Genomic DNA, 22,142 nt, shown 5'->3' with positions numbered 1-22,142 from the left:
GTTGATTTAAATGCGAATAAAAAACTAACCAAAAATTTGCCACCATGAGCGAAATTAATCAAATCCCACCGATTACGGAAACAACTCACGATCTATTAACAGAGACGATTCGGGCGGGAGCTAAAGAAATCATACGCCTTGCGGTTGAGGCGGAGTTAGAGGAATATTTAAAGCAATTCCGCGACCTTAAAACTGATGATGGAAAAGCCGCAGTAGTCCGAAACGGTCATTTGCCGGAACGAGAAGTTCAGACAGGTATTGGCCCCGTAACGGTCAGAGTTCCAAAGATTCGTTCCAAAACAGGAGCCCCGGTTTCATTCCAATCGGTTCTGGTTCCGCCATATGTTCGAAAATCGAAATCCCTGGAGGCTGCGATACCCTGGCTTTACCTCAAGGGGATTTCAACAGGAGAAATGAATGATGCCTTAGAGGCGCTCTTAGGCCCCGGAGCCAGCGGTTTGTCTTCTAGCACTATTTCCCGTTTAAAAACAGAATGGGGAAAGGAATACGATGTCTGGCGAAAAGCCTCTTTAGAAGATAGAGAGTGGGCTTATATTTGGGTTGATGGCATCTACAGTGGTCTGAGGAAGGAAGATGATAAACTTTGTGCACTGGTCGTTATTGGAGTTGACGGTCAAGGCAGGAAGCATTTTTTAGCGATTGAAGATGGGGTCAGAGAGTCAAAACAAAGCTGGAAAGAGGTATTACTCGAACTGAAACACCGCGGTATGAATGCGCCTAAACTTGCGGTTGGTGACGGGGCTCTGGGCTTTTGGGCAGCACTGGAAGAAGAATTCCTTCGGTAATAGACGATCATGTCTCTGAAAGCCTCCATTCTGATTCTCCAAGTCTCCCCTTCGTCTTCGGACTCGCCCGCCACTCCCGGCATCATGGTCACAAAGCCGTATTTGTCGCCCATCGCAATCTCTGCAGGCGAGCCCGCACAGTGTCCCCAACGGATAAAATTACCACCCGCTTCATCCATCAATTGATAGGTAAAATCTCTCAACCAATCTGGTAAAGCAGCGCCAAGACCGGCCCATGCATTGGTCGGTTTTTGTCCCCAGCCGTGAAGCTTCACATACTCCCCATTGTTATGGAAACCAGTATCGGGATTAAATTCAAAAGAGCGAATGCCCAGTGGTGATTCGTTGCTATCCACGATCGTCTCTCCTTGTCGCACTACCGTCAATACTTTATACAAATATGGATATCTAGTGTACCATAATTTAGGATTTTTGACGGTCACTTGAGCGCTAATCACGCGCTTCTCCCCAGCGGCTATCGTCTCCTTTGAGCTGACCGAAGTCACCCAATTCCCGTCATTGTCTATGATATGATTTTCTAACAAAAATTGCTGATCATCACCACGCTCATTCTCTATCTCTGCTTTTACATACACATCTGCAGACTGTTCGCTGATATTCTCTGCATATACATAGGTTCCGGTTGTCCCCAAATTATCATATATCGGGAGCGTTACATGCAAAGGACTCATCACATGAAGATAAACATTTCTATAAATACCTCCATGCATCGGGTGCCAGTGTTCATGATTCCAAACCAGAGGAAAATTGTCTCTGAAATGATCCCCACGATCATTGTTCACTTTCACCGCCAACACATTGTCACCTTCCACAAGGTATGGGGTCAGGTCGTAGCCAAAAGGGATGAAACCTGTCTGGTTCATCCCCAACAATTGACCATTGAGGTAAACCTGGGCAATCTGACGAACCCCTTCAAATTCGATATAAATTTTTTTCCCTTTGTCAGTATCAGATATTTTAAAATGTTTTCGGTACCACACCGTTCCGCGCCATTGATTGGACTCGCCGTCGTGCTTTCCTTTGCTAAAATCATCGAAGGTATCGGTATCGTTAAAGGTATGCGGACAGCTAATCGTACCCCAATTTCCATCATCAAAGGCAACTTTTTCAGCGCCCTCAGGATTAGCTTTTAGGAATTTCCATTCAGGATTGAAGTTATATTTATCACGAGGGCTTGCGTTAATATCCACTAGGTTCACCTTGTTTGTACAAGCACCAATCAGCAGGAAAATAATCAAAAAGCAAACGGTATTTTTTAACCAAAAAAGCATCATAAAAAAATGGGTTACACAACCTCTGACTAATATTAATCAGAATAAATCTGTCAAAAATTCCGCTTAAAAAAATCTGTAATAAAGGAAAAATAGTCCAACACCCTCAACAACAGTCTTTTGAAAAACGAGGTCTTCTATATAAACTGGATAATAAAGAGCAAAAGCCGATTTCCCACACCTAAAAAAAGCCCCTGGCAAAGCAAAAAAATCCTTCCCAGGGGCTTCATTAAAGCAGAAATTGGCGTTTTTTAAAGATTTATATCACCTCCATTTTGACCTCTATTTGCCCTTTTTCTGCATCAAAAAACAGATCCAGGGGAACTGCTTCCACTCCGGGTACCATATTAAATGTTCTGTTTTTTTCGGTTTCTCTAATATTGACCGGCACATTGGCCGAAATTCTCAACTGTCCTTCCGGTTTTTTTATGATCAGCACCCCTGGCGATGGTTGCTCCACGATTTCATCATTAGGCGAAATAATAGGCAAAACCAGGGCGGTCTGTTGATTAATTTTTTGTTCGGTGGCTGCTGTAATTTTTAAATGGTCAGCTGTAAATTGATAATCAATATTAAAGTCAGCAGCCGTAACCGCCACCCTTTTTCGTTGCTCATTTTTAAGTTGTACGGTGGCTGTTACCGCGACATGCTGATCATTATCCTCGGTGGCAAAGGAAGATTCCAAATCAAATAAATTAGTGTACCAATCCCCGTCGGCATTCGTTTCAATCCGGGGGGTCAGGGCAATGTCCGCTCCGGGAGCCTCCTGTTGATTCAGTGGTTCCATCCTTTTGTAAACCGCCAGACTCGCTGCACAAATTAAACCAATTTTACTATGGTATAAAGCGGAAAGCGAGGAACCAGTGGCCTGTCTGAAATCCTTTTTGTGATAATATTCGGCATCGTAAGCACTTACGGTGGCACGCCACTTTCCTCTGGAAATTAATGCCACATCCAATTCTTCGAAATAATTCACTCCCGATGCAATTTCCCTCGGTAAGGGCGTATTGGTACTCAATTCCGGTAAGTCAGACCAGTTATCCAGCATAAAGGCCAGAGATTTGGCATGGGTGAAAGTATGATGCAGACAAGGCTTAATTCCGTGTGAGGTGTAATGCATCCCACCATGGAGTAAGCCGTCGGAAGTACAACGATCCAGTAATTCCGTATTTCTGATCACTGCCGTTCCAAAGGCAGGATTTCGGCCTGCCATCATACTGAATGCCGGATGGATACCATCACAGGTGCGACTGCCCCAATAAGTCCATTTGAACATCCGGGTGCCCCAACTATTGTCCCAACCACCATCGGGCATCATAAACTGCAGGTGGCTGTTTAATGATTTTTCTAAAAGGGATAAGAGCTCCTCATCCTGAACCTCATAGGCATAAAGCACCAATGCATTCAAGGTTTCTTCCACATTGTAGCCCAAGTCTACTCCCGGGAGGCCTTTTGCACTTGTTTTATTCGCCGATGGTTTTATTTCTCCAAACAATAATCCATTGGGTTGGGTAAAATAGGATTTAATTTCTACCGCCAGTTCCTTACTCCTTTGAATATATCTGGGCTGCTCCAATAGCTCGCCCACTAAGTGCAATGCGTAAATATTTGTTCCACCATAATTAACATTGGTCACATCAATTTTCGGAAATTTCCGATAGATAAAATCCGCTGCCTCCTTAAGCCGGTTGCGCCACAAAAAATAACGTTCCTGATCCAGCAAATCTGCATGATGTTTCAATGTCTCCGCAAGTGCAATTGCACCAAAAACAGTGGTCCCATTCCAGGATTTGGGGTTAAGATCATTTGTCCAGCTTCCATCCGGAAGACTAACATTCCGATCCGCCCATTCAAAGACATTAATTCCCGCCTCCAGATATTTGTTATCACCTGTCATTTTGGCCATATAAAACATCGGGTATACTGCATCCTGACAGCGAGCATGAATTACCTCGTCTGCCGGACATTTGATTAGCCCATGAACGCTTAAATCAGATGGATTATTAATCTGCATCCGGATCATTCCGTCACACCATTTTTGCAATAATTCAAAGGAAAACGTTTTAAAACCATTGAATTGATCTTTCCCATCAGCTTTAGAGCATCCGCTTAATAAAGAATGGAAGGGAATGCCAAGACCTAAACCCATTAATGTTGAACGATATAAAAAATCTCTCCTTTTCAAAATAATAAAATTCTAAATAATACCTTTGATTACAAATTATCAGCCTTAAACTGCACAATTTCGGAGGGCAGATAACCCAACCGATGAGCCTGAACCTGAAGCTTCTCTCCTTTATTCAATGCCAGGGGTGTCTGATATATTTTCCATTGTGCTGTGTTTTCATGATCTGGCCCGCTTATCTTAAAGGCAATAGAGGCGCCGGGACTAGAACAGGAAATACTAATGAGTCCCTGATTTTGGGTAATCTCCGGCGTCATGGTAGACGGCTGACTATGTTGACCATTCCATAGTTGGTCGATCAGACTTGCCTCCGGTAATTCGGGATCATCTCCAATATCTTCCAACCAACGGTCCATTTCAGCCCTCAACTCCTTCAGTTTAGCCTCATATGCAGGATCTTCTGCCAAATTATTAATTTCGTAGGGATCCTGCAGGCAGTCAAAAAGTTCCTCCCGGGGCTTACGCTCCCGAAACCACTGCGCCTGAATATCGCTCAAGTCTCCGGAAGCTTTTAAGGCCAGTAGTTCTCTCATCGTGGGAATTTGCTCCCGGTAAGTCACTGGCAGATAATAGCCCTGCTCAGGGCGAAAGTTCCGGATATATTTAAAGCGTTTATCCCTTACTGCCCGGATAGCATCTGTAAACCCATCGAATCGATCGGCAGCAGCATGGATATAAGTTCTTTTTTGTCCGGATTTAAAGTGCCCCAGAAAAGCCTGCCCCTGCATATAGTCCAAAGGCTCCATGCCGATCAGAGACAATAGCGTAGGTGCCAAATCAATAAAACTAATCAATTGACTATCCTTTTGTGAGGCTCGGTATTGATCAGGAAAGCGGATAATCAGCGGTGTTTTCAATCCGGAATCATAGACCAATCTTTTTTCTCTGGGAAGAGGACCTCCATGGTCACCATAAAAGAAGATAATCGTTTTTTCCAATAAACCATCTTCCTCTAGCTGCGCCAGGACGGCGCCCAGCTGCCGGTCCATTTCGGCTATATTGTTATACATTTTCCACATATCACGTCGCACCACCTCGGTGTCAGGCAGATAGGGAGGGATATCGAATTTCGTGTCTTTTGAAAGATGAACCTTTGATTCCTGTTCTGACATTCGACCCGCAGCCCAGTGATAACTCGTATCACCACTGTGATAATGGCGGGTTTCTATATTTCGAAAACCATAGGGCTCGAAAAGTCCGGACTCGTGGGTATCAGTGAAATTAAATACGGAAAAAAAAGGCTGCCCAGCTGACCGGTTACGCCAGTGTGCATAGGGACCCGATTCGTCCCAAGCCGTAAGTGGTGCGCGGAATTGGTAGTCGGTCTTTAAATTGTTCGAACAATAGAACCCCTGCCTCCTCAGTAATTCGCTTAACATTTTAACCTCTGCCGGAGGCACGGCCTCATATGCCGGAAGACCGGTCACTTCCATATAAGAATTTGTTCTCATATGATTAGCGCCAATAGCGGATGGATACATTCCCGTTGCGATGGCTGCTCTGCTCGGGGAACATACCCCGGAGGTAGAATAGAAATTATTGAATATCACGCCTTCCTGCGCCAGTCTGCTCAGGTTAGGGGTCTGAATCGTGGAATCTCCAAAAGGCGGAATATAATGCCCCATATCTTCGGTGACGAGCCATAGAATATTATACTCCCCTGCTGAATCATCACCATTAGACTCCATCCCTACTCGGCTTTGACATGCCGGGAAAGCAGTCAATATTATGATAAATATGAGGATAATAAGACCAATCCTGTTAGCGCCAAGCCCTAAACATTTATATAAAAACTTCTTCATTACCATCGGATTTAAATCCGTACCTATTCAAAAATCAAAGCATTTGACGCCATGTATACAGCGGTAACGCTAAGCCGAATGATTCACCATCAGCTTAAACAACTCAACTTCAGTTATTATTTTCGACCTCATAAGATTAGCCACCCTAATTTTTTAGTAGCCAAAATTTGGGCAAGCTTACTTTCTCCCCATGCATCTACTTTCTTGGAAAAAATGAAAAAGGGAACTATTCCTTCATTTTTTCCGCCTTGCAGCTGAACGAGCATTTACAGCGTGAATAATCCGGACAAAAGAATACCAGTCCGGCTAATTCCCACATTCAAAACCAAAATCAAATACCGGTCCTTTTTCATCCACCATCCTCTTGCTCCCCTAAACAAGCTTAATTTCTAATCATAAACCAACAGGTAATGAGCGTTATAGATTAAAAGGAAAGGATATTGGATCGATTTGCTCCAAAAAATCCGGGGATAAAAAAATCCCACCCTTTTATGGGTGGGAAATGTGCTATTCTTATTCTATGATTAGCCGCTGATTGAATGTTTTATCGCCTTTGCGATCAATAACATGAACCCAATAAATACCCGGGGGAAATTTTTCGACAGCAACCTCATGGCTTCCCGCTACAGCTTCCTCCTTATAAACCATTCTGCCTGACTGATCAAACATGGTGATATCGGGTGATTCCCAATCTTCCAACCTCAGGCTAAAAAACGCCTGACATGGATTAGGGTAAAGCACTGCCTCCTTCCGGTTTTCCTCTTCCAACAAAAAAGGAGAAGGGATCTCTCCCGTACGGGAAGCCGCGCCGGATGCTGGTGTTAAAGCCCAGTTGATTAATTGAAGCCGTTCATCCGAGGAAACGGCCATGGTCAGCAATTCATTTCCAGCGGTATTAATAATACTATTCGTAGTAGAAGTAAATTTATCAGCAAAAGACTTGACCTCTTTCCACTGATTCCACTTGCTATTATTTGATGAAGTGGCAAAAAGCTTCAGACTGGAAGATTGCCTGACCATCAAATAAAGGGTATTGGTACTACGGTCACAGTATAACTTGGGCCGGTCACCTGAAAAGGTAGCCGCTAATTGTTTAGTCCATGTGAAATTACCATCACTTCCTTTGAGCCCAAAATAATGATAATAGGATCCGTTTATACGAAGGATGCTGTGGATATTACCATCACCATCTACTGCAGCGCCATTATGATTTGTCAAACCGGTATTGGTCTCAATAGTGGCTACTTTTAAGCCCGGGCTATTCAGGTTCATGGGCATGGAAAGATATTCCCCCTGGGAGTTTTTCCAAGATTGGCCGTCATTACCGGAATAGGCGTACATGAGATCATGATTGGTAGTCGCGTCAGGTGTTTCCCGCCATACCCAGGTAAGGTGAATTTTACCGGCATGAAACTGAACATCATTAAAATAAGCGCAACGACTACTGCTACCATTATGCGTTCCAACATTACCATCAATAATTTCAAAAGGTTGATCCCAGGTAGCATCATTATTATATTTGACCATATAGGTATCTCCATTGCCACTTCCACCTTTGCGGTACATAAAGAAAAGATTTTGATTTCTGCCTACAAAGAAACGGGGATAAGTCACATCCTTAATAATGGTTTTATTGGCTTCCATATAATTCCGTACTGAACTAAACCGGCTTGCCGTGAATTGATCATTGCTTATGGTCGCTGTATTGGCCCAGGAAAGCATATACCTTAATTCATGCTTGTGCATATCAAAGGACAGATGGATCCGCTTATCAATGGGCGAAATGATAATATTGGGCGTATTATGACTGTCCCATACTCCATTTCGTTGTTCGTAACGATGATTCAATTGTATGGTCTTCCAGCCTCCGTCCCCATAATTATCGCTACGCGCAATGCACAAATACCTATCGGTATTATAGTAAACCATGTAGACAAAATTCTCAAAAACCGCTATGGAATTTTGTTGGGTAGCAGTGGCGATCACCGGGTTCGTTTTCCAGCAATCAGAAACCACCGTGGTTTTGTTATAACTCGCCGACTGAGCAAAAGCACCAAAACCGATTAAAAAAAGGAATAATTGTAAATTGAGCTTTATCATAATAAAAAATTTGAGGTATACGCCCATTTCATTTTTATAAAAAAAATAAAATGAAAATTGAGCAACTTTATTAAAAATATCTATATCGAATTTTTGAAGCCAAAATCACTGAATGGATAATCAGGCTTCTCATGGCTATACAAGCCTTCTGAAAATCAATATCAAACTGAAAATCACTACATTATAATTTACCCGAATAAGCGATTATAAACAGCTGAAAAAACGCAGGCTGCATAGATTTACCACAGATTCGGACTATTTTACTTTTCAATTTTCCGAGCTAAACTATTTTACTGCTTTGAATTTCAGATAATCTTCTAAAGGCATTTAGCAGACATTTATTATCTCCAATAAGAATAGTATTATAGTGACATTTTGCACATGGAGAAAGCTTAGCCCGGAGTATTCATACTTAAATCTTCGTTTGGCGGCAAGGCGGGAATTAACAATTATTTCTTACGAATCAGATGATTGAGGAGAAAGCCAACCAACCCGATTTAAGGCTTAGTAAAATCTAAAAAGATGTTTGAAATGAACTAAAAATACGTTAACGGATTTATGCATAGTCCAGATGCAAAGGCAACAAAAAGCCCTCCTGAACACAAGCAATAAACCTGAAATCAAGAGGGCATCAAAAAAAGGTATTCGCAAAAGTATAGATTAGGTTTGGCCGGCATCAGCCATAGAATAGACTTATTTGATACCGGCTATTGCATTTAGCTTAGAACGCGTTTAAAAGCACACCATCCGGCTGCAAATTCGAATTATTGGAGACGATTTTGGCTTTTAAACACACTATTTAGTCAACAAGTGGGTATTTTAATTTATTTTCAAATACCCCAAATCATCATTCCTTATTATAAATAAAAACGGTCAGGCTTTTAGCACCATGTGCCCCTTTCACCAGGGACTGCTCAATATCTGCGGTTTTTGAAGGACCGGAAATAAAAACCCCATAGCCCTGCTGCTGTGGAGCAATTTTCTGATAGGCCTCATGCATATTCCACAATATCCTATCCGAAGGCAAAGCGATCATCAGATTGGTGGCAATGGCCGTTAAGGCCCTGTGAGGCAAATCATCCCCTTCTACCCAAATCGCGCCATTTTCTGCTACTCCCCATTTACCTTCCACCACAGCAAGATTTAAGGAGGACAAGTCCTGCCCCTCAGCAAGAGCGGTTACACCAATATCCTTTATCCCACAATAAACGGGGCCCTCAACCGACCGCTGCTTGATCAGGGAAACAAGTTCCTGTTTGTGGTTCGCCATAATGACTTCTACACCCAAACCTTCCAATGCATCCAAAAAATACTGGCATTTATCCTCTGATAATCCCGCATAATTGTTCATTTTCGGCAGCGGTTGGGGTGCGGCTTTAGCGGCTGCAATAGCGGTTAAAATTTTAGATTTACTGGACATTTTCTTCTTCATTTTGTTGATACCACGCTTCAAATGTCTGGCTTGGGCTTGGCAGTTCCCGCTCTCTGCCCCATGTATTTAAACTATTATAAATCAATGATCTCGGGCCCTTCAGCAATGCATTTCCAATAGTCCCTGCCCACTTAAACAGCACGGGCTGCCCCATCACTTTTCCGGCCACCTTCATGCCCAACTGCTTACCGGCATCATAGGCTGTTTCCGACATAATCAGTTGCCGCCATTTATAGAGCTGCTGATGAATGTCGATTTTTACCGGACATACATCACTGCAGGAGCCGCAAAGGGTGGATGCAAAAGGCAGTGAAGCATGTTTTTTTAAATCTTTTCCGGGGGATAAAATTGCACCTATTGGTCCAGGAATGGTATAAGTATAGCTATGTCCTCCGCTTCTCCTGTAAATGGGGCAAGTATTCATACAAGCCCCGCAGCGAATACAATTCAGGGATTTCCGGAAATCCTTTCGGGCCAATTGTTCCGTCCTGCCATTATCCACCAGTACAATATGTAATTCCTTTCCTTCAGCAGGACGATGAAAATGAGAACTGTAGGTGGTAATCGCCTGACCGGTGGCTGATCTGGCCAATAGTCGCAAAAATACCCCTAGATGCTCCGCCTTTGGGATCAGTTTTTCAATGCCCATACAGGCAATGTGCACGGGGGCCAAATTTGCGCCCATGTCCACATTTCCCTCGTTGGTACAAACCACAAATCCTCCCGTCTCTGCAATTCCAAAATTGACCCCGGTAATGGCTGCATCTGCATTTAGAAATTTATCTCTCAAATGTTCCCGTGCCGCCCCTGTCAAATAAGTGGGGTCAGAAGCGCCGGCTTTTGTACCCAAATGCTCATGGAACAACTCGCCCACCTCTTCTTTCTTTTTATGAATGGCCGGCAATACAATATGACTGGGATGCTCTTTGGCTAATTGTACTATCCTTTCTCCCAAATCCGTATCAATGACCTCAATTCCCTGGGCTGTCAAATATGGATTCAAACCGCACTCCTCGGTCAGCATGGATTTACTCTTGACAACTTTCGTCGCTTTATGCCTGGACAGAATGCCATGAACAATCGTATTATGTTCTTCAGCATCCGCAGCCCAATGGACTTGAATCCCATTGGCGATGGCTTGCTGCTCAAATTGCACCAAATATTGCTCCAGATGAGATAAGGAATGGGCCTTAATCTGTGAGGCCTTGTCCCTTAATTCTTCCCACTCCGGAATGCCATGAGCGGCCTTGTCCCGCTTTTCTCTCACGAACCATAATGCCTGATCATGCCAACTTACACGATCCGGATTTTGATTAAAGACTTTTGCGCCCTCCTGATGTGTTTTAAATTTCATTGACATGATATTTTGTGGTTTGAATCATCGGTGAGGTCGGACTATTCAATATTTCTGCTAAATGTATAACCCTTATCGGTAATTGATTTCGCTGAATAATACCCTCCAAATGCATCAGGCATGACATATCCCCTGAAGTAATATATTCTGCCCCCGAATCAATATAATCTTTAAGCCGGTCCTTTCCCATTCTGACAGAAACCTCTGGCTCTGCCACACTAAACGTTCCGCCAAAACCGCAGCATTCATCTTTTCTTTTAGGTGGCATCAGAGCAATCCCTTTTACCTGCTGCAAGAGTGAATCTTGCTTTGACGGTTGATTCATCACGCGCTCAGAGCATGGGCCCAGGCGCATTCCCCTTAGTCCATGGCAGGATTTATGCAAAATAACTTTATGCGGGAAATAAGCCTCCAAATCATTCTCCCGAACCACATCTACCAGAAATTCGGTTAAATCATAAACTTTTGGAAGCATATCCTTTGCCTCAGGAAAGAGCTTTGCGCCATGTTCCCGAATATGCAATACACAACTGGCCGAGGGCCCAACGATATAGTCAAAGTCCCGGAAGTGCTTATAAAAAAGTTTTAAGGCCCCAAGCCCCTCCTTTTCACATCCGGCATTCGCCATCGGTTGTCCGCAACAGGTTTGACCAAAAGGATAATGAACCTCTCCATAATGTTTTAATATCTCCAGAGTAGCTTTACCTGCCTCCGGATAAAACTGATTCACATAACATGGAATAAAAAGACCAATATTCATTACAATGAAAATAAAAATGAATCACCCTCATTGAAGGTGCAAATACCATTAGTAGAAAAAATAGTCATCTCCTAACTTATTAATCCGGAATAAAATTCGGTTAGCCCATAACAGGTAAAACTTAAAACTAATCACTATCTCAAGCTTAAAAATTAAGCCTCATACTTTACCCGAAGGAGTACAGTATTTGGTGACTCGCCAAATTATTCCGCTAACATCAATTTAAAGAAAAAACTAATATGCCGACACTTTCAAGCAATTAGTAGGCAATTTTTCCATTAAAAAAGACGATTTTACCTCTTTCTGCTGCGGCTACCTCATTATCTTAAAATATTGCCTTCAGGCTCCCTAACTAAAAAAAAATGCACTCCAATTTCTTTTGTGAGTATTATCATCCAAAATCAGGGTCCTAGCTACAGAAAATAATTTTTTAATGACCATTCTTTTTATTTTTTATGAAATTTGATTTATATTCCATTAATGGATTAAGGGCAACCACCCCTTGCTTGAAAAGCATTAAATTAAAAGGTGGAAAAATGAATTACCATTGGACAACTCCCGTTCCCCTGAAATAAATCATCATTTTTGAATAATATCAACTGTTTACATTTGTATATAACCCTACGATGTCAAACTTATAATATTCATTAAACTACTATAATCTGTTCCGATTTACATTTCGATTGTATACTATTGATTTAGAGCGTGTTTATAATCACGCCCTTCAGCTTCAAATTCAAATTATTGGAAGCGATTTTAGATAATTTCTCAAAAATAGCGATGCTATACGTTCAATATAATTGGGTATCGCTACTGAAATAATCAAGTTTTCACTGTGAATTATGGCTCTTAAACATGCTTTAACGGATACGAAATTTTGAATAAAGATACATTATACCCTGGAAATATTAAGTAATACCATAATCCCTCTTTCTGCTCAGTCCTAACTCGATTTTTGGATTGAGCAGAAGTAGATTAATATATAAGACCTTATTGTTTTTTTAAAACTTGATATACTTTTTAAAATCTAATTATTACTATGTCACAACAAACCACAATAATCGGACAGGAGGTTAAAACCTATCAACAGCTACTTGCTGGTAAAATGAGCGATACTGCACAACATTTTGAGGTATTAAACCCTTGTTCGGAGGAGGTAATTGCCATGGCTCCCAGATGTTCAACAGAAGAGGCGCACTTAGCGGTACAGGAGGCTAAGGCTGCACAAACAAGCTGGGGATTATTGCCTGCGGTTGAACGTGCGGAATATCTAAAAAAAATGGCGCAGATAATTCGGGAGAACCGCATTATGCTAGCGGAAACCCTGGCCGCAGAACAGGCAAAAGTATTGAGCCTAGCACAGGTGGAAATCGATGTTACCGCAGTTTATTACGATTATTATGCCGGATTGGCGCGTTCCTATGAAGGTGAGATTATTCAAAGTGACCGCCCGGGTGAGCAGATGATGCTCCATAAACTACCGATTGGTATTGCTGTGGGCATTTGTCCCTGGAACTTCCCCTTCTTCGTAATGGCTCGTAAAATTGCCCCTTCCCTGCTTACCGGTAATGCCTGTATTGTGAAATTAAGCCGGGAAACCCCAATGGTATGTCTTGAATTTGCACAACTGATTGAAAATATCGGACTCCCTAAAGGTATATTAAGTATTCTTTCCGGTTTTGGTAGTGAAGTAGGGCAGGTACTGTGTGAACATCCGGATGTAGGGATTATCAGCCTCACCGGTTCAGTTGGTGCCGGACAACAAGTGATGGAGGCCGCATCCAAAAATATTACCAAGGTATCTCTTGAGTTAGGCGGAAAAGCGCCGGCCATTGTATGTAAAGATGCGGATCTGGATCTTGCGGTTAAAGCCATTATTGATTCCAGAGTCATTTATTCCGGGCAGGTTTGTAACTGTGCTGAAAGGGTATATGTAGAGGAAGAAGTATATGACGCCTTTATGGCGAAGCTGGTGCCGGCCATGAAAGCGGTTCGGGTCGGTGATGCCCTTTCGGACGAAAAAGCCGATATGAGTGCACAAATCAGCAAAAAACAATTGGAAAACATTGACGCCATGGTGAAGCGCGCTGTGGAACAGGGAGGAGAGATTCTGTGCGGAGGGCAGCCACATCCTGATTTTGACAAAGGCTATTATTATCAACCCACGCTGATTACGAATGTGGCTCAGGATAGTGAAATCATTCAGGAGGAAACTTTCGGCCCCGTATTGCCGGTGATGAAAGTAAGTTCTTTTGATCAGGCATTGGATTTTGCCAATGATAGTGAATACGGGCTTACCTCTTCTATCTTCACCAATGATATCAATAAAGTATTAAGAGCAACCAAAGAGTTACGATTTGGAGAAACCTATGTCAACCGTGAGCATTTTGAAGCTATACAGGGCTTCCATTCCGGATTCAGAAAATCAGGTATTGGCGGAGCAGACGGAAAACATGGGCTGGAAGAGTATCTTCAAACCAAGGTAATGTATATACAGCAAAATTAAGCTGAATTATTTATCCCTAAATACAAAAACCACTCTATAACATCAATATTAACATGTTTAGAGTGGTTTTTTTGATTTTTTTATTGCCTAAATAGGGAGAGCTTGTTTCGCTGCTTGCTTGAAAAAACGCCAAGCAGAAATAATTCAGGATAACACCTGGAGCTTGTTTAGAGCATTTTAAAAGCACACCATCCGGCTTCAAGTTCGAATTATTGAAAGCGATTTCGGATAATTGCTCAACAACAGCGCTGCTATTCTCTCAAAATAATCGGGTATCGCTTCTGTAATAATTATTCGTCACGAATTTTGGCTTTTCAACAACCTCTTAAGGCGTATTATTCCTGCTTAAATCCTCGTTCAGCTGTAAGCCGGGAAAAATCAAGGAATAGTTTCCTATTTTGAGTTTTTTCCAACCAAACAGATGAATGAGGAGAAAGCAAGCTTGCCCAAATATGGGCTATTTTAAACCTAAGACAACGATTTTTATTCACCTGATTATAAACTACTTGTGTTTACTCCGTAAATTTAGCGGTGAATAATTCGGGTTAATCCTCTCCGTAAGGCTTACCAATGGTCGCCAAAATTCCGCCGTCAACATAGACAATCTGACCATTTACAAAATCAGACGCTTTGGAAGACAGAAAAACCGCCGTTCCAGCCAAATCGGAGGGATCTCCCCATCTGGCAGCAGGCGTACGGTTAATAATAAATTCATTAAACGGATGACCATCAACACGAATTGGAGCTGTTTGGCTGGTGGCAAAATAACCAGGCCCGATTCCATTGACCTGAATATTATATTTGGCCCATTCGGTTGCAAGGTTCATGGTCAACATTTTTAACCCTCCCTTTGCGGCAGCATAAGCACTTACACTATTACGGCCGAGTTCACTCATCATCGAACAAATGTTGATGATTTTGCCTGCCTGACGATCCTTCATCCGTTGGCCTACATATTTGGACATCACGAATGGACCGACCAAATCGGTATCAATTACTTCGCGATATTCACTAACCTCCATCTCTAAAGCGGGAACTCTTTTAATGATTCCGGCATTATTGATCAAAACATCAATCGCCCCAACCTCCGTTTCAATTTTCTCCACATACTCCTTCACCTCTTCCTCATTCGTCACATCAAAAGCATAGGTTTTAACATGAATTCCCTTTTCCAGGTAAATTTCCCTGGCAGCATCCAATTTCGCCGAGGATCTGGAATTAATAATTAACTGAGCTCCGGCTGCGGCCAATCCTTCCGCCATCGCCATCCCTAATCCATGTGCGCCTCCGGTAACCAGAACATTCTTTCCACTTAAATCAAATAAGTCGTTTTTCATAGCATCGTTTGTTTTGGCAATCGATTGTTTTATTGCTTAAAAATTACTTTAAATCCACTATTGGAATAATGTCCATGTCCCCATAGTCCAGATTCTCACCTGCCATACCCCAAACGAAAGAATAATTAGAAGTACCGGAACCAGAGTGCATCGACCAGGCCGGAGAAATAACCGCTTGCTTATCATGCATCCAGATATGTCGGCTTTCCTGTGCTTCTCCCATAAAATGACAAACCGCCTGATCCGCCGGCACTTCAAAATACAGATAAACCTCCATTCTACGATCATGCACATGGCCGGGCATGGTGTTCCAAACACTTCCTGGCTGAAGCTCGGTCATCCCCATTTGTAACTGACAGGTTTCCACCGTCTCATTGACAATAAGCTTATTCAGAATGCGATGGTTAGCGGTTTCCATTGCACCCAATTCAATTCTTACTGCTTGCTCCCGACTAACTCTTTGCACTGGAAAAGCCTGATGAGCAGGCGTAGAATTGATATAAAAGAAGGCTGGCTGCTCTGGATTTTCACTTACGAAATAAACCTCTTCCTTCCCTTTTCCAACATATAATGCCTCCTTATAATCAAGCGCATGTGCCACACCATCTACAATCACCTGCCCTTTTCCCCCAATATTCACCACGCCCATTTCTCTTCTTTCCAGAAAGAAACCCGCTTTCAATGGATCAAAACTTTCCAATTTTAGTTTCTGATTTACCGGCATGGCGCCACCGGCAATAAAGCGGTCCTCAAAAGTGTACACCATCACCACCTCATCCTGCTCAAATAAAGAGGTAATCAAGTACTGATCACGTAATTTTTGCGTGTCGTAATTTTTGGCATCCTGTGGATGAGTGGAATATCTTACTTCGTATTTCATAAAAATTATATTTTTTGGCAATCGATTGCACTATTTCTTAAAAATGAGGAAAGTCGCTCCCCTATATCCTAAATATAGAGGATCTATTCGGATCATTCCAAATGTCAGCAGGCAAATTTCACAAAAAAACAATCGATTGCGCGTTTTTAAAAATTTCCTGCTTACTTTTGGAGGGTGTTTAAAAGTGAAAATTTGATTATTACCGAAACGATACCCGATTATTTTGAGTGAATAGCAGCGCTATTGTTGAAAAATGATCCAAAATCGCTTCCATCATTCGAATTTGTAGGCGGATGTTATGCTTTTAAACACGCTCCTAAAGATCAAAGCAAGCGAAAAAGGATGGAAATCAAAAAAGCGACTACTATACATGATATTGCCAGGGCACTCGATCTAAACAGTTCGACTGTTTCAAGAGCACTGAACGATCACCCACGGGTTTCCAGTAAAACCAAGGAAAAGATCAAAGCCAAAGCGAAGGAGCTCGATTATCAGCCCAACCATTTGGCCGCAAACCTGCGGACGAGCAAATCAAAAACGATAGGCGTCATTATTCCACATATCTCCCGCTATTTTTTTTCGACGGTGATTGCAGGTATTGAGGACATTGCCCAGCAACAGGGCTATAATGTAATCATCTGCCAATCAAAGGATGAAACTCAAAAGGAGATCAACAGTGTAGAAGCCCTGTTAAAAAGCCGGGTGGATGGCATTATTATTTCACCTGCCATGCAGGACAGGGAGTTTGATCACCTGCAAAAGGCGCTTGACCAGCATATACCCGTTTTTTTCTTTGACCGCTATGCAGAATCTTTAGAGACGACCAAAGTCATTATGGATGATCTTAAAACAGCGGAAAAATTGTGTGATCATCTTTTAGAACAAGGTGCCCGGAAGATATTAGTATTAAGCGGGCCGGAGTCTGCTTCGATCTATAGAAACCGCATTTTGGGCATTAAAGAGAGCTTTCGAAAAAATGATTATGATATAAACGAGCATCTTTCCATTTTAAATACCGATTTAAAAACCGAACCTGCCTATTTGGCCGTCAAAAAATGGTTGGAAAAGAAAGCGGTACCTGATGCGATTTACGCGCTGAATGATATGGCGGCTTTTGGGGCTATCAAAGCGCTAAAAGAAAAACGGATTCAAATTCCTGGGGAAGTAATGGTGGTCGGCTTTAGTAACGAACCCGTTTCGGAATTAATTACCCCTTCTCTGACAACGGTCAATCAACCGGCCTATGAAATGGGAAAACTCGTCACCAGAAAAATATTACTACAAATTGAAGAAAAGGTCGCCAGCTATTTGAGTGAGACCGCTATTCTGAAGAGTGAAATCATTATTCGGGAATCTTCACGTAAGGTAAAATAAGCCGAATTATTCACCACAGCATTTATTGGTTTGCCCTAAGCAATTTGTACTTTAAAAGCGTGTTTAAAAACCAAAATTCGTAGCGAAAATTTGATTATTGCAGAAGCGATACCCGATTATTTTGAGAAAATAGCAGCGCTATTGTTGAGAAATTATCCAAAATACCTTCCATTAATTCGAATTTGCAGCCAGATGGTGTGTTTTTAAATATGCTCTAAGCCGAATTATTCACCGCTATGTTTTTTTAACTGAGCGCAAGTAATATAATTTCAATTTATTTTCTTTGATTGATAGTAGCCCCAATTTGCATACAGCTAGACATTTTTGCCTAAAAACGTAAAAAGCGAATCAACAATAGTAACTTTGGGTTCCAACGCCAACAAAGATCTATGTTCAATTCGCTTCACAGCAAACTTACGCAAGAATTTCCAAAATGGGGTAAAGCTTGCTGGAAAAATGTACTCGCCCTAAGTTTAGGCATCATCCGAAAAGGAACCGTATGTCTTAATAAAGTGAAAGATTCCATCGGTAGCATTTTAGATAATCAGCGTACTTCCGCCTCTGGCCATTACAAACGCTTAACCCGCATATTTACGGAATATTCTGACACCAATTTATGGAGTGATCTATTGCAATTATCCGCCATGCATATGCACAAAGGTGGGGATTTTTTGATGGTCGATGGCACCAGCTGGACGCAAGGGGATCGTACTTTTCATTTCATGACCTTGGCCATTTTGTATAATGGAGTAGCGGTGCCGATCTATTTCATGAATCTGGAAAAGAAGGGCATCAGTAATCAGGAAGAAAGAATTCAGTTGCTTGAAGAGGCGTCAAAGTTATTCAATCTTGAAGGTAAAATTCTCTTGGCTGATCGTGAATATGCAGGACAGAAATTCATCAAATACCTTGAAGATAACGGCTTTAAATATGTGCTTCGGGTAAAAGAATGCAACTTTAAGACTCAGTGGAATGAAAAATCTATGACGAAAGCGCAAATGATTTCAAAAGTCACCAATAGTAAGGTGAAAGGTAAAACGATGTCCGCTAAAATGAAGTTTGAAGCTGGAGACAATTGCCGGATGGTCATCAAGAAAAGTGAAGATGCGGAAAAGGAACCTGTGATTTTCCTTTTGACAAACCTGTCTAAAAACGCATATAAAGTGGCTGAGGACTATCGGAAGCGATGGCAAATTGAGACATGTTTCAGACATTTGAAGACCAATGGTTTTGACCTTGAAAAAATGAATGTTCAGGGAGCAGATAGATGCCGGTTAATGATGGCTATTGTCGTTTTTGCATATTCGGTATCCATAGCTCATGGGTTAAAAAAGTACAAAAATGTTCGTCTGAAAACTTATGCCAATGGTAAAAGGTACAGATCCATTTCCGTTTTTCGAAAAGGAGTCGAATGCATCGCAGAAGCTGGTTACAGAATAGAAAATTGGGGCGAGTATATCCTGAATCACTTCTTGAGTCATGATCGGAAAATTTGCCCCAAATCAATAAATGTCTAGTTGTATGCCCAATTTGGGCAGGCTTGTTTGCACCTGATTACGCTGACTCATCACAAAAACGCAAAAAGGCATCGGCTCCTTCATTTTCGCGCCAGCAGCTAAAAGAGGGTTTAAGCGGGAATATCGCGGCCTATGTCTACATCATTCGGTTTAGGTCAGGTAATCTGCTAACTCTTGCATTAAGCCTTTAGAACCCACAAAAAATGGCGTCCGTTCATGCAGCGCCTCCGGCTTAATATCTAATACCCGCTCTATTCCATTTGTTGCTATCCCTCCGGCTTGCTCAGCCAAAAAAGCCAGCGCGTTACATTCATACAACAGGCGTAATTTCCCCTGCTTATATTGTCCAGACTCCGGATAAAGATAGATTCCCCCATTCAATAAATTGCGGTGAAAATCCCCCACCAGTGAGCCAATATACCTTCCGGAGTAATTTTCATCCTTGCAGTATTGTAAAAAATCAGAGAGCTTTTTATCAAAAGTATTGCTGCCCCCTTCATTCACGGAAAAGAATTTCGACTCTTTCGGGAAAGTAATGTTGGGGTGTGACAGGAAATATTCCCCCAAGGAGCCATCATAAGTAAAGCCATTTACGCCATGACCCGTGGTATAAACCAAAATGGTCGAGGTGCCATACAAAACATAACCGGCGGCGACCTGTCGGGAGCCCTTTTGTAACAAATCCTCCTTCACCGGAGGCGTTCCTATGGGCGAAACCCTTCTGTAAATGGAAAAAATAGTCCCTACCGAAACATTAGAGTCAATATTAGAGCTTCCATCCAGCGGGTCAATCGTCACCACATATTTGGAGTAATAATGTTGGGTATCGATAATATCCTCTTCTTCCTCCGAGGCTATGGCGCAGGTTTCGCCCCCCTTTTGAAGCGCCATACGAAAACGGTAATCTGCGATAACATCCAATTTCTGTTGCTGTTCTCCCTGCACATTCTCCGCTCCTACATGTCCCCTGATTTCCGTTAATCCTGCCCGATTCATTTCACGATTTATCACTTTGGATGCCAAAACAATATCCCGCAGAAGCTGGGACAACTCCCCTTTTGCATATGGGAAATGCTCTTGTTTTTCTGAGATAAAACGATCTACCGGAGTTCCGATAGGCGCCGTAAATTTTTCCAGGGTTTTAGGGAGAGGGGCCATTTGTTGTGCTGTTTAGTTAGAGGGTGATACAAATTAGGAGCACCGGTTGGGCCGGATTTATCCTCATCTATATTATTTCTCTTTTTATATTATATATGTTATTGTGACAATAGCACTTAGTAAATACAGGAAAAGTGAGGGGTTCCCTGATCCAAAAAAGTATTAAAACAGGCGTGCCATGTCGAATTTCCAATCCTCCGAAGTAAATTGGAATTATGGGAAGCGATTTTGGGCTATTTCTCAACAATAGCGATGTTATTCAATCAAAACAACCAAGGATCGCTTCCGTAATAATCCATTTTTCATAGCGAATTCGGGCTTTCTAACACGCCCGAAAAAACTATAAGAATTTCTCTCTTAGGTCTTCAATATGTTCGTCACCAATAGGGACAAGATCACCCATGTGAGCACCTGCTACTAAAGACTTAGCGGAAAATTCTGCAACCTCCAGTCGGTCAAAGGTTTGTAAAATCGTCTTACCGGTAACTGTGAACGAATGATTTGCGACCAAGACCGCCGGCGTATCTTCTGCAAAAGTGGACGCCAAAGTATTATTCCCTGAGAAAGCTGCCTCAAAAGAAAGACAGGGAACATCCTGCAAGAAGATCCAGCTTTCAGGAATAGTTCTGACATCAAACTTTCTAGCTGTACTGGCAAAAGCCATTAAATTGGGAGATTGAGCTGAGATGATCACATTAATCTCCGGATTTTCAATGAAGGTTTCCTGGTGAAGAACGGCAACATCTGAAGGCAATTGATTGCCCAAAACTTCTCCATTTACAATCTCTACCAAATCACTTTCCTCTATCATCCAAAATGGAATACCGGAGGGGGTAGTGATAAAGTTATTAGAGGCAGTTCGTACAGAAATGGCCCCAAAAGAACCCGAAATCAGTTTTTGTCTGTTTGCCCGACGGATAAATTCAACCACCTCTGCTTTACTATCCACAGCTTCACTTGGAGAGGATGCAGTGGTATTGACAGCTAACTGTTTTTGAGCTTTAAGTTGCGAAATTTTTTCTTCGGAAAGAAAGTTCGGGGAACCAATGGCTTTGGCCTTTAAAATAATATCACAGCAATTCTCCAGCATCTCAAATCTTGCATAGGCATCGCTAAGATCTGAACCACCCAAAACCACTCCATGGTTTTCCATGATCACGGCCATATCTTCCGTCGCAGCAAAACTTTGCGCAATTTTCTCCCCTAATAAATTACTTCCGGGCAAGGCATAGTCCGCATAACCAATGGAACCGCAAACCTCTTGGGCGTGTGGCAAAATGGAAGTATCCGGAATTTGCCTTAATATACTGAAAGTCACCAATGCCGGTGGGTGAGCATGAATTACCGACTTAATATCCGGTCTGGCTTCATAAATCGCACGGTGAAATGGATATTCTGAGGAAGGTTTATGTTTACCTTCAATGGATCCATCCTTTTTCACGCAAACAATATCTTCTGCTGTAAGCTTTCCTTTATCAATAGCGGAAGGAGTAATCCACATATTTCCTTCCTCATCCAAAAGGGAAATATTCCCGCCGGAAGTGGTGGTCATCCCATCCAGGTAGATTTTAGTAATCACCTGTACAATATGTGACCGGGGATCTGTATTTGATTTAGTTTTCATTATATATCTTTTATA

General features: G+C 42.1%; 13 protein-coding genes and 2 pseudogenes. 4 read left to right on the top strand and 11 right to left on the bottom strand.

Going from position 1 to position 22,142, the window contains the following annotated elements; translation table 11 throughout:
* Positions 1-44: 44 nt before the first annotated feature.
* A pseudogene (locus AAA970_RS25865) lies at positions 45-797 on the top strand (IS256 family transposase); the annotation flags it as partial.
* Positions 798-1,141: 344 nt separating this feature from the next.
* Here AAA970_RS25865 and AAA970_RS25860 read toward each other — a convergent pair.
* The 7 genes and pseudogenes from AAA970_RS25860 to AAA970_RS25830 form a co-directional block, all read right to left on the bottom strand.
* Positions 1,142-2,098, bottom strand: a pseudogene (locus AAA970_RS25860) (glycoside hydrolase family 2 protein); the annotation flags it as partial.
* 259 nt (positions 2,099-2,357) lie between these two features.
* Positions 2,358-4,247: an ulvan lysase-like protein gene (locus AAA970_RS25855; RefSeq protein WP_338239819.1), complete on the bottom strand. Its 1,890-nt coding sequence runs from the start codon at positions 4,245-4,247 to the stop codon at positions 2,358-2,360.
* A 65-nt stretch (positions 4,248-4,312) separates the two neighbouring features.
* A complete protein-coding gene (locus AAA970_RS25850; RefSeq protein WP_338239818.1) occupies positions 4,313-6,085 on the bottom strand; it encodes a sulfatase family protein in 1,773 nt (590 codons plus the stop codon).
* A 513-nt stretch (positions 6,086-6,598) separates the two neighbouring features.
* Complete coding sequence (locus tag AAA970_RS25845) at positions 6,599-8,185, bottom strand: BNR-4 repeat-containing protein (RefSeq protein WP_338239816.1); 1,587 nt, start codon at positions 8,183-8,185, stop codon at positions 6,599-6,601.
* Positions 8,186-9,032: 847 nt separating this feature from the next.
* A complete protein-coding gene (locus AAA970_RS25840) occupies positions 9,033-9,617 on the bottom strand; it encodes a LutC/YkgG family protein (RefSeq protein ID WP_338239814.1) in 585 nt (194 codons plus the stop codon).
* Positions 9,595-10,971 (bottom strand): lactate utilization protein B, encoded by a 1,377-nt coding sequence (locus AAA970_RS25835; RefSeq protein WP_338239813.1) that lies wholly within the window; start codon positions 10,969-10,971, stop codon positions 9,595-9,597. Before AAA970_RS25835 ends, AAA970_RS25840 begins: the two co-directional genes overlap by 23 nt.
* Positions 10,961-11,731 (bottom strand): (Fe-S)-binding protein, encoded by a 771-nt coding sequence (locus AAA970_RS25830; RefSeq protein ID WP_338239812.1) that lies wholly within the window; start codon positions 11,729-11,731, stop codon positions 10,961-10,963. Before AAA970_RS25830 ends, AAA970_RS25835 begins: the two co-directional genes overlap by 11 nt.
* Before the next feature lie 1,039 nt (positions 11,732-12,770).
* Here AAA970_RS25830 and aldA point away from each other — a divergent pair.
* A complete protein-coding gene (gene aldA, locus AAA970_RS25825) occupies positions 12,771-14,237 on the top strand; it encodes an aldehyde dehydrogenase (RefSeq protein ID WP_338239811.1) in 1,467 nt (488 codons plus the stop codon).
* A 545-nt stretch (positions 14,238-14,782) separates the two neighbouring features.
* Here the strand turns inward: aldA and AAA970_RS25820 are convergent.
* Both AAA970_RS25820 and kduI read right to left on the bottom strand, forming a co-directional pair.
* Entirely contained in the window at positions 14,783-15,574 is a 792-nt protein-coding gene (locus tag AAA970_RS25820; protein WP_338239810.1) for a gluconate 5-dehydrogenase, read from the bottom strand.
* Positions 15,575-15,617: 43 nt separating this feature from the next.
* Positions 15,618-16,454 (bottom strand): 5-dehydro-4-deoxy-D-glucuronate isomerase, encoded by an 837-nt coding sequence (gene kduI, locus AAA970_RS25815; RefSeq protein ID WP_338239809.1) that lies wholly within the window; start codon positions 16,452-16,454, stop codon positions 15,618-15,620.
* A 342-nt stretch (positions 16,455-16,796) separates the two neighbouring features.
* Here kduI and AAA970_RS25810 point away from each other — a divergent pair, with 342 nt between their 5' ends.
* Together AAA970_RS25810 and AAA970_RS25805 are read left to right on the top strand one after the other, a co-directional pair.
* Complete coding sequence (locus AAA970_RS25810; protein ID WP_338239808.1) at positions 16,797-17,828, top strand: LacI family DNA-binding transcriptional regulator; 1,032 nt, start codon at positions 16,797-16,799, stop codon at positions 17,826-17,828.
* A 389-nt stretch (positions 17,829-18,217) separates the two neighbouring features.
* Positions 18,218-19,345: a transposase gene (locus AAA970_RS25805; RefSeq protein WP_338236619.1), complete on the top strand. Its 1,128-nt coding sequence runs from the start codon at positions 18,218-18,220 to the stop codon at positions 19,343-19,345.
* Between the two features lie 150 nt (positions 19,346-19,495).
* On the opposite strand, the gene fbp is transcribed toward AAA970_RS25805, so the two are convergent.
* On the bottom strand, positions 19,496-20,503 hold the full coding sequence (gene fbp / locus AAA970_RS25800) for a class 1 fructose-bisphosphatase (RefSeq protein ID WP_338239807.1): 1,008 nt from the start codon (positions 20,501-20,503) through the stop codon (positions 19,496-19,498).
* A 340-nt stretch (positions 20,504-20,843) separates the two neighbouring features.
* A complete protein-coding gene (locus AAA970_RS25795) occupies positions 20,844-22,127 on the bottom strand; it encodes a class II aldolase/adducin family protein (RefSeq protein WP_338239806.1) in 1,284 nt (427 codons plus the stop codon).
* Positions 22,128-22,142: the final 15 nt, after the last annotated feature.

The organism is Persicobacter diffluens (assembly GCF_036244895.1).
GTDB lineage: Bacteria > Bacteroidota > Bacteroidia > Cytophagales > Cyclobacteriaceae > Persicobacter > Persicobacter diffluens.
The sequence above is the reverse complement of the archived record's forward strand: the minus strand, read 5'-3'. Positions and strand labels throughout refer to the sequence as shown.